Genomic DNA, 9,182 nt, shown 5'->3' with positions numbered 1-9,182 from the left:
ATCACCCCCAACACCCGATGACCAGCAGCCACCGCATCCGACAACCGCTCCAACACCAGCACGCCCACACCCTCGGAGAAGCCGGTGCCATCGGCGTCGGCGCTGAAGGCCTTGCACCGGCCGTCGGCGGCGATGACGCGCTGGCGGCTGAAGGCGGTGTACGTTCCCGGCGCGGACATCACGGTCACCCCACCCGCCAGCACCAGCGGGCTCTCCCCGGTACGCAGCGACTGACAGGCCAGGTGGATGGCCACGAGCGACGCCGAGCAGGCGGTGTCCACCGTGACCGCGGGCCCCTCCAGGCCAAGCGTGTATGCCACCCGACCGGCGACGACGCTCGGCGCGGCGCCGGTGACGAGGTAGCCCTCGACGTCGGCGGGCGCCTGGTGCAGCCGGGGGCCGTAGTCCTGCGGTTCGGCGCCGATGAAGACGCCGGTCTGGCTCTGGTGCAGGGTCTGGGGGTTGATGCCGGCCCGTTCGATGGCCTCCCAGCAGGTCTCCAGGATCAGCCGCTGCTGCGGGTCCATCGCCACGGCCTCACGCGGGCTGATCCCGAAGAACGCCGCGTCGAACTCCGCGGCGTCGTGCAGGAAGTGGCCCACCCGCGCATAGGTGGTGTTGCCGGCGTCGGGGTCGTCGTCGAAGAGCCGGTCGAGGTCCCATCCCCGGTCGGTGGGGAACCCGGTCACCGTCTCCCGGCCTTCGGTGATCAGGTCCCACAGTTCCTCGGGCGTGGCCACGCCGCCGGGGTAGCGGCAGGCCATGCCCACGATCGCGATCGGCTCGTCGGAGCCGACGGCGGCCGAGATCTCGGCGGTCTCCCGTTCCCCGAGCCCGAGCGCCTCGGTGAGCAGGTAGTCGGCGAGCGCGGTCGGCGTCGGGTAGTCGAAGGCGATGCCGATCGGCAGTTCGGTGCCGAGCTCGGCGACGAGCCGGTCGTGCAGTTCGACGGCCGCGAGAGAGTCGAGCCCCATGTCCTTGAAGGTCCGCTCAGCGGAGACCGTCTCCAGCAGCCCGGGCAGCACGGTGCTCATCACGTCGAGCGTGGTCCGGCTCACCAGGTCGATCAGGGACGCCAGGCGTTCCGCCATGGAGAGGTCCGCCAGCCGAAGTGTGAAGGCCGTCGCTTGTCCGGCGCTCGTCGTCGGGGTGCCGCTGGCTTCGAATTTGCTGTTTCCGGACTGGCTCATCTGTTCGACTCTCCATATGAACCGAAATGATGCTGTCCGCGGCGTTTGATCCGGGACAGCCGACGATGGGTGCCTGCAGGGCAGGCCGGTGGTTCTAGGCGTAGACGCGGGCGAAAAGGATGCGGGATGAGGAGACGACTTCGTCGCCGCGCATGATGATCTCCGTGGGCGCCGGGCGGCCCAGGAACATGAGCAGGCTCGCCGTCATGCCGTAGGCCCCCGCGTTCGGGATGGTCACCACGTCCCCAGGGCGGAGATCGGGTACGGAGACGTTCCGGCCGAGGATGTCGCCCGGGGTGCAGAGAGGGCCGACGAGGTTGGCCCGCTCCACCGGCTCGGAGGAGTCGAGCCCGATGGAGACCGGCAGCAGCCGCCCGAGCCCGGACATGCCGCCCAGCGTGTTGATCCCGGCGTCCAGGATGACGAACCTGCCGCCGCGGCTCTCCTTGACGTTGGTGACGGTGCACACGAGCCGGCCGCAGTCGCCGACGAGGTACCGCCCGGATTCGCAGGCGACCTGCGGGCTGCCGTTGCGCCAGCCCGGGAAGTGCGAGTCGAGGACCTCTTCCAGCGCCGCGCGGAGGCCGCCGTAGACGGGGCGTTCGCCGGGGGCGAGGTAGGGGGAGGCGAAGCCGCCGCCGATGTCCAGCAGCTCCGGCTCCAGGCCCGTCGAGTCGCGGACCTCGGCCGCCGCGATTATCGTGTGCTTGAACTCGGCGATCAGGGATTCCTCGTCCTTGGCGTTGCTCAGCGAGAACAGGTGCATCCCCGACAGGCGGGTGCCGCGGACCGACCGGAGCTCCGGCATGAGCTCGGGAAGCGTCTCGCTGTCGAAGCCGAACTGGGAGGGCGCCCCCGTCATGCGGATGCTGGTGGTGGCCCCCGAGGCGGTGCTGTTCACCCGCAGGAGGCAGTCGGCGACCGTGTCCTGTTCCCACGCGGCCTGCCCGATCCGGCGCAGGTCGTTGACCGATTCGACGGAGAATCGGCGGACGCCGGCCTCGAGAGCGGCCTCCACCTCCTCGGTCGTCTTGCCGGGCCCGGTGTAGAGGATGTCGAGCGGGCTGAAGCCCGCCAGCAGAGCCGCCGCGAGTTCGCCTGTGGAGCTGATCTCGGCTTTGCACGAGGAGCCGCCGCTCTCACGCAGCGCCTCGGCGATCTCCGGGTGGGGATTGGCTTTGAACGAGAAATAGACGACCGTTCCCTCGGGCAGCGAGGCGCGCAGCTCCTGATGCGCCGCGACGGCACGTTCGAGGTCGTAGACGTACAGGGGCGATCCGTAGCGAGCAGCGAGCTCGGCGTCGCTCTTCACGATGTCGGTGGCGTCGTTCAAGATTTCTCTCCTTCGGGCAAGGACATGAAGAGCGGCGGCCGAATTCACGAAAGCGCTGCCGTGCTGAAAGTCAGGCCAGGCTCGTGAGGAATTCGAGCATGACCTGCCGGAAGAGCTCCGGCTCCTCCAGATGCGGTGAGTGGCTGGACTCCTCGAAGACCTTTCCACGGGCCCCGGGAATGAGCTCGAGAAAGGGCCGGACCGACTCCTGGGTCACCTCGTCGTGACGGCCCGAGATCACCAGCGTGGGCACGTCGATGGCAGGCAGGAGGTCCATGACGCCCCAGTCCTTCAGGCTGCCGATCACGTGGAACTCGCACGGCCCGTTCATGGCGTGGTAGACGGTCGGATTGCTGAGCGTGTCCATGAACGTGGCCTTGAATTCGCGCGGCCACGGCCGGGTGAGGAGCACGTGCCGGTTGTAGAAGACCATCATCGCGTCGAAGTACTCGCGGGTGTCCGTCGTCCCGGCCGCCTCGTGGGCGAGCAGCGTCTCGTTCACCCCGCTCGGCAGCAGGTCGCGCAGGATCTTCAGTTCTTTCCGCCATTCCGGGTACGAGGCCGGCGAGTTCGCGATGACCAGGCCGCGCAGCCCGGACGGCCGCCCGGACGCGTGTTTGGCGGCCAGCAGACCGCCCCAGGAATGCCCGAAGAGAACGTAGTCGCCGGCGATGCCCAGCCGGTTCAGCAAATTGCCCAGCTCGTCGTCGAACAACTCCGGCGTCCAGAACCCCGGATCCGCGTCGTCGAGGTGCGTGGAACCGCCGTTCCCGAGCTGGTCATAATGGACGACCGGCCATCCGGCGTCGGCGAGATCAGCCAACGGCAGCAAATAGTCGTGGGTGCCGCCGGGCCCTCCGTGCAGGGCCACGACCGCCGGTTTCCCCTTCCCCGGGGCGCCGGTCACCCGGTACCAGGTCACGTGGTCGCCGAACGGCAGGGTTCCCCTGGCGCTGGGGGCTCGGGCCAAGTCAACCACCTCATCACGCTCGGCGCGGAGACGGCGCCCCACGCCCTGGGCCATTCATCGAAAGACCGCTCAATGCGCAGGTGAGCGGCCATGCCGACGCTAGGTGAATGCCGATCGAGGGCGGACCCCTATCCGACCCGTGCGTATCCCCTATGGGCCGGGATTCCGCTCCCCGGACCCGCCGCGACGCCCCGGTATCTGTATACCGTTCCGTTGCGAACATTCTCTTCGAACGGCGACAGGCCCGTTTTCCGCCGGTCGCGGCGCCGCTTTTCCGAGGCCGGGTGAACGCAAATTCAGAGTCGAGGTCAACTTGATGAAGCACCTGCTGTTGCGCCTTTCCGAACTCGACGCCCACGCGGGTGACGAGCTCAGGGTGATCAGCTTCTTCGACGTGCTCCTGCAGAACGGGACCGATCTGGATCGGCTCCTGCTGGAGACCTCGCGGCTCGCCGAATGCCCCGTAGGGGTGAGCGTTCCCCGTCTGCAGGTGTATCGGCGCGTGAGCGCCGACGGCGGCACGCTCGACGGGCGCGCCGATCCGGGCGTTAGGAAGCACGAGCTCGTGAACGGCGGCGAGGTGTGGATCGAACGGCGCGGCCCCGCGTACCCGATCGACGCCATGCTCGTCGAACGGTTCGCCATCGCCTGCGCCGCCGCCCTGGGCAAGAGGGAGCCCGGCCCGGCGTTCGGGGACCCCGCGCTCGTCGAACTCGTCCTCAGCTCGGCCGCCGACGAGGCCGGACGTTCCCGGGCGCTGAAGCTCCTCGGGCTGAGGCCGGATCGGTTCATGCAGGTGTTCGCCGTCGACGGTGACGCCTCCGGGCTCGGCGGCAAGGCGGCCCGCCTCGGGGAGCTGCACGGGGTCATCGTCTCCGGCCCGCCCTGGCCCGACGCTCTCGCGAGCACGAATTCGACGGTCGGGGTGAGCCCGCGCGTCCCGTCCGCGAGCGCCGCGCAGGCCTGGCACATGGCACGTACGGCGCTGCGCTTCGCCGGCCCGGGGGAGCTGTGGGGCAGGGTCGTGCACTGGGACCGGCTGGGCGGCTTCGCCCTCCTCGCCGAGCACCTGCCGTACGAGGCCATCCACGGATCCCCGGACGTCGCCGCACTGGACCGCCTGGCGGAAGGAGCCAACGGAGACTCCGTCCTGGCGACGCTGGACGTGTTCGCGGCGAGCGACTCCATCCGCCAGACCGCGTCCCGGCTCTACATCCACCGCACCTCCGTCGCCGCACGGCTGGCCCGAGCCGAGAGCGAGCTCGGCTTCCCGGTGCAGCCGGCGGAGGGCCGGGCCCGCCTCACCCTCGCACTCACCCTGAGACGGCTCGGCGAGCACCCCAGTGCGGGGGAAATCCGCAGGGGGGCCTGAGGGGTGATCTAGGGGTCGGTGCCTTTCACGTGGGTGATTACTGTCTCGTGAGAGTCGATGGGGCTCTGGCGGACCTGCTCACGACACCCACCTGTGAGCGCAGGGCGCAACGCGCGCCGCCGCCGGCCGACATCCTGATCGACCCTCGTACCTGCCGGAAGGATGGCTGAATGCGCGTCGTTTTCACCCAGCTCGCGGCCAGCGCTCATCTCAACCTCATGGTGCCGCTCGGCTGGGCGCTCAAGGCCGCAGGCCACGACGTCGTGATCGCGGCTCAACCCGACATCATGCCCCTGGTGCAGCAGACGGGACTGATCGGCGTCCCCGTCGGCGACGAGGCGAGATACGCCGAGCGCCTCGCGGAGCTGGCACCCGAGGAGACCATCTACGGCTCCGGGTACTCCATCACGGAGATCCGGCCCGAGGTCCTCACCTACGAGTACGTACGCGACTGCCTCGCGGCCTTCGCCTCCCCGCTGGCGATGGACGTCAACACCGACGAGTCGGTCTACGACGGCATGGTCGCCTTCTGCCGCTCGTGGCGCCCTGACCTGATCATCTGGGACAGCATGACGTACACCGGGCCCGTGGCGGCGGCCGCCTGCGGCGCCGCGCACGCCCGGACGACCATCGGCCGCGACCACTGGGGCCGGTTACGCGAGCTCTTCCTGCGCCTGCGGGCCGAACGCCCGGAAGCCGCCGGCGAGGATCCGCTACGCGACTGGCTGACCGCCAAGCTGGAGAAGTACGGCTGCGCGTACGACGACGACCTCGTCCTCGGCCAGACGACCATCGACTCGATTCCCTCCTGGCTGCGCCTACCGGCGCAGTACGACTACCTGCCCGTGCGCTACGTGGCGTACAACGGCCCCGGGACCATCCCCGACTGGCTGCGGGCGGACCCGGAGCGGCCGCGGGTCTGCGTCACCCTGGGCAACTCCTACCAGGAAGTGTGGGACGGCCGCGCGAAGCTGGGCTACCCCGAGCTGTTCGAGGCGGTCGCCGACCTGGATATCGAGGTCATGGCCCTGCTCGGCCCCGCCTCCGTCCCCGACGGGGTCACGATTCCCGGCAACGTCAAGATCCCCGGGTTCGTGCCGCTGGACCCGCTGCTCAAGAGCTGCTCGGCGATCGTCCACCACGCGGGGACGGGCAGCACCCTGACGGCGCTGCTCAACGGGGTCCCACAGCTCATCATCCCGCACGCGCTGCACGACGAGGACCAGGTCGCGGACGCCATCGAAGCGCATGGCGTGGGCGTGCACCTCCCGTCGGACCGGTTCTCCGCACAAACCCTCCGCACCGAACTGCAGCGGATCCTGAACGATTCCACCTTCACCGAGCGCGCAAAGAAGACCAGTCAGGAGATACGGGAGACCCCGACTCCGCATGACCTGGTCAAGGACCTGGAAGAACTCGTGCTCCGCCACCGGAGGGCGGCCGGCTAACCGGCTCGCGCCGGTTCCGTCCGTCCCGTTCGCCTCGCCGCGTTCCACCTCACTACCTCAAGGCTGGTTGAGAATCCCATGGCCACTGATGACAAGTTCCGGGACTACCTCAAGCGTGCTACCACCGACCTTCAGCGCACCCGCCGGCGTCTGCGCGAGGTCGAGGCGAAGGATCGTGAGCCGATCGCGATCGTGGCGATGAGCTGCCGCTACCCCGGCGGGGTGAACTCGCCGGAGGACCTGTGGAACATGCTGGTCGAGGCCCGCTCGGGGATCTCCTCCTTCCCCGACGACCGGGGCTGGGACCTTGAGACGCTCTACGACCCCGACCACAACATCAGCGGTACGACGTACGCGCGCGACGGCGGTTTCCTGGAAGGCGCGGGCGACTTCGACGCCGGCTTCTTCGGGATCAGCCCGCGCGAGGCCGTGGTGATGGACCCGCAGCAGCGGCAGGTGCTGGAGGTCGCCTGGGAGGCGCTGGAACGCGCCGCGATCGCCCCCGGCACGCTGCGCGGCACCCCCACCGGCGTCTTCGTCGGCGGTACGCAGACCGGCTACGTCTCGGGGCTCGGGCCGTTCCCCGAGGGCGTCGAGGGGTACGTGCAGACCGGCAACACCAGTTCCGTCATCTCCGGCCGGGTTGCCTACACCCTGGGCCTGGAGGGCCCCGCGGTCACGGTGGACACCGCCTGCTCCTCCTCGCTCGTGGCCATCCACCTGGCCTGCCAGTCGCTGCGCAGCGGGGAGAGCACGCTCGCGCTCGCGGGCGGCGTGACCGTGATGCCGACGCCCGAGCTGATGGTGGACTTCAGCCGGCAGCAGGGGCTGGCCCGCGACGGCAAGTGCAAGGCCTTCTCCGACGACGCCGACGGCACCGTGTTCTCCGAGGGCGTCGGCATGCTGCTGCTGGAGCGCCTCTCCGACGCGCGGGCCAACGGCCACCAGGTCCTGGCGGTCATCCGGGGCACGGCCGTCAACCAGGACGGCGCCAGCAACGGCCTGACGGCGCCCAACGGTCCTTCGCAGGAGCGGGTGATCCGCCAGGCGCTGACCAACGCCGGGGTGTCGGCCGCCGAGGTGGACGTCGTCGAGGCCCACGGCACCGGAACCACACTCGGCGACCCCATCGAGGCCCAGGCTCTGCTGGCCACGTATGGCCGGGATCGGGACGCGGCACAGCCGCTGTGGCTGGGATCGGTCAAGTCGAACATCGGGCACACGCAGGCCGCCGCGGGCGTGGCGGGCGTGATCAAGATGGTCATGGCCGCCCGTGAGGGCCTCCTGCCCGAGAGCCTGTACGTGTCCGCCCCCTCCACCCACGTCGACTGGGAGCAGGGTCAGGTTCGGCTGCTGGAGCAGGCGCGGGAGTGGCCGCAGCCGGACGGGCGGCCCCGGCGGGCCGGTGTGTCGTCGTTCGGGGTGAGCGGGACGAACGCGCACGTGATCCTGGAGCAGGCTCCCGACCCGCAGCCGCAGGAGGACGCGCCCAGGAACGCGCCGATGGTGTCCGGCGCGGTGCCGTGGGTCGTGTCGGGGCGTGGTGAGGAGGCGTTGCGGGCTCAGGCGTCCCGGCTGGCCGAGTATGTCGATGCCCGGCCGGAGGTGCCCGCGGAGGATGTCGGGCTGTCGCTGGTGCGTGCCCGCACGACCTTCGAGGACCGTGCCGTGGTCGTGGGCGCCGACCGGGAGGAGCTGCTGAGCGGCCTGCGCGCGTTGGCGGGCGGCGAGTCCGACGCTGAGGTGGTCTCCGGTACGGCGTCGGGTCAGCGGGACGCGGTGCTGGTGTTCCCGGGCCAGGGGTCGCAGTGGGCGGGCATGGGGGTGGAGCTGGCGCAGGCGTCGCCGGTGTTCGCCGCCCGGCTGGCCGAATGCGGGCAGGCACTGAGCGAGTTCGTCGACTGGGACCTGCTCGAGGTCCTGCGTGGTGAGTCCGGAGCTCCGACCCTCGACCGAGTGGACGTCGTCCAGCCCGCCACGTGGGCGGTCATGGTATCCCTGGCGGCATTGTGGGAGTCGGTAGGGGTGCGCCCGGCTGCGGTCGTCGGGCACTCACAGGGCGAGGTGGCCGCGGCATGCGTGGCCGGGGCGCTGTCGCTGCGGGACGCGGCTCGCGTGATCGCCCAGCGCGGCAAGGCCATCCGCAGGGAACTCGCCGGGACGGGCGGCATGATGGCCGTGCTGCTCCCGTACGAGGAGCTGGTACGGCGGCTCGAACCGTGGAGCGACCGGCTCTCGATCGGCGCCGTGAACGGCCCGTCCTCCGTCGTCGTGTCCGGCGGTGCCGCCGACCTGGACGAGTTCTTCGCGGCGCTCACCGGTGATGGCGTACAGGCGAAAAAGATCGCGGTGGACTACGCCTCGCACTCCGCCCAGGTGGAAGGGCTCCGCGAGACCGTCATCGCCGAGCTGGCCGGCCTCGAGCCCCGCTCCGCCGACGTGCCCTTCTACTCCACGGTCGCGGCGGCGCCGCTGGACACCGCGCAGCTGGGAGCCGACTACTGGTACACCAACCTGCGCCAGCGCGTGCGCTTCGAGGAAGCCGTACGAGTCGCGCTTCGCGATGGTCACGATTTCTTCCTCGAGGTCAGCCCGCATCCGGTGTTGACGATGGCGGTGCAGGACATTCTGGACGCGGCCGGCTCGCCGGGGGTGGCGGTGGGGTCGTTGCGGCGGGGTGAGGGCGGCCCGGATCGGTTCCTGCGTTCGGTGGGTGAGGCGTTCACCACGGGTGTCGCCGTGGACTGGGAACGCCTCCTCACCGGCACCGACACCGGCGCCCGTGTTGTGGGTGTGGGTGTGGAGTTGCCGACGTATGCGTTTCAGCGTCGGCGTTACTGGCTGGAGTCTGCTGCGGCAGGGGTGTCGG

6 protein-coding genes are annotated in these 9,182 nt (G+C 70.1%); 3 read left to right on the top strand and 3 right to left on the bottom strand.

Annotated features, from left to right (window positions below; genetic code table 11):
* From ACTMTI_RS56050 to ACTMTI_RS56040, 3 genes are all read right to left on the bottom strand, one after another.
* Positions 1-1,190, bottom strand: a 1,190-nt coding sequence (locus ACTMTI_RS56050; protein WP_441129264.1) for a beta-ketoacyl synthase N-terminal-like domain-containing protein, incomplete at its 3' end; no start/stop codon positions are given.
* A gap of 94 nt (positions 1,191-1,284) precedes the next feature.
* The gene (locus tag ACTMTI_RS56045; RefSeq protein ID WP_441129263.1) at positions 1,285-2,523 is read right to left on the bottom strand and encodes a type III PLP-dependent enzyme; all 1,239 of its coding nucleotides are present in this window, start codon (positions 2,521-2,523) and stop codon (positions 1,285-1,287) included.
* Between the two features lie 70 nt (positions 2,524-2,593).
* A complete protein-coding gene (locus tag ACTMTI_RS56040; RefSeq protein ID WP_441129262.1) occupies positions 2,594-3,502 on the bottom strand; it encodes a proline iminopeptidase-family hydrolase in 909 nt (302 codons plus the stop codon).
* A gap of 307 nt (positions 3,503-3,809) precedes the next feature.
* Here ACTMTI_RS56040 and ACTMTI_RS56035 point away from each other — a divergent pair, with 307 nt between their 5' ends.
* From ACTMTI_RS56035 to ACTMTI_RS56025, 3 genes are all read left to right on the top strand, one after another.
* A complete protein-coding gene (locus ACTMTI_RS56035; protein WP_441129261.1) occupies positions 3,810-4,865 on the top strand; it encodes a helix-turn-helix domain-containing protein in 1,056 nt (351 codons plus the stop codon).
* Positions 4,866-5,035: 170 nt separating this feature from the next.
* Positions 5,036-6,313, top strand: coding sequence for an activator-dependent family glycosyltransferase (locus tag ACTMTI_RS56030; protein WP_441129260.1), 1,278 nt, complete (start codon positions 5,036-5,038; stop codon positions 6,311-6,313).
* A gap of 78 nt (positions 6,314-6,391) precedes the next feature.
* On the top strand, positions 6,392-9,182 hold a 2,791-nt coding region (locus ACTMTI_RS56025; protein ID WP_441129259.1), incomplete at its 3' end, for a type I polyketide synthase.

It is taken from the genome of Nonomuraea sp. H19 (assembly GCF_052068215.1).
Taxonomy (GTDB): domain Bacteria; phylum Actinomycetota; class Actinomycetes; order Streptosporangiales; family Streptosporangiaceae; genus Nonomuraea.
The sequence above is the reverse complement of the archived record's forward strand: the minus strand, read 5'-3'. Positions and strand labels throughout refer to the sequence as shown.

What these genes read in the sequence shown, in the direction of transcription:
- ACTMTI_RS56035 (WP_441129261.1), top strand. Translation starts at nt 3,810, where the DNA reads ATGAAGCACCTGCTGTTGCGCCTTTCCGAACTCGACGCCCACGCGGGT.
- ACTMTI_RS56030 (WP_441129260.1), top strand. Translation starts at nt 5,036, where the DNA reads ATGCGCGTCGTTTTCACCCAGCTCGCGGCCAGCGCTCATCTCAACCTC.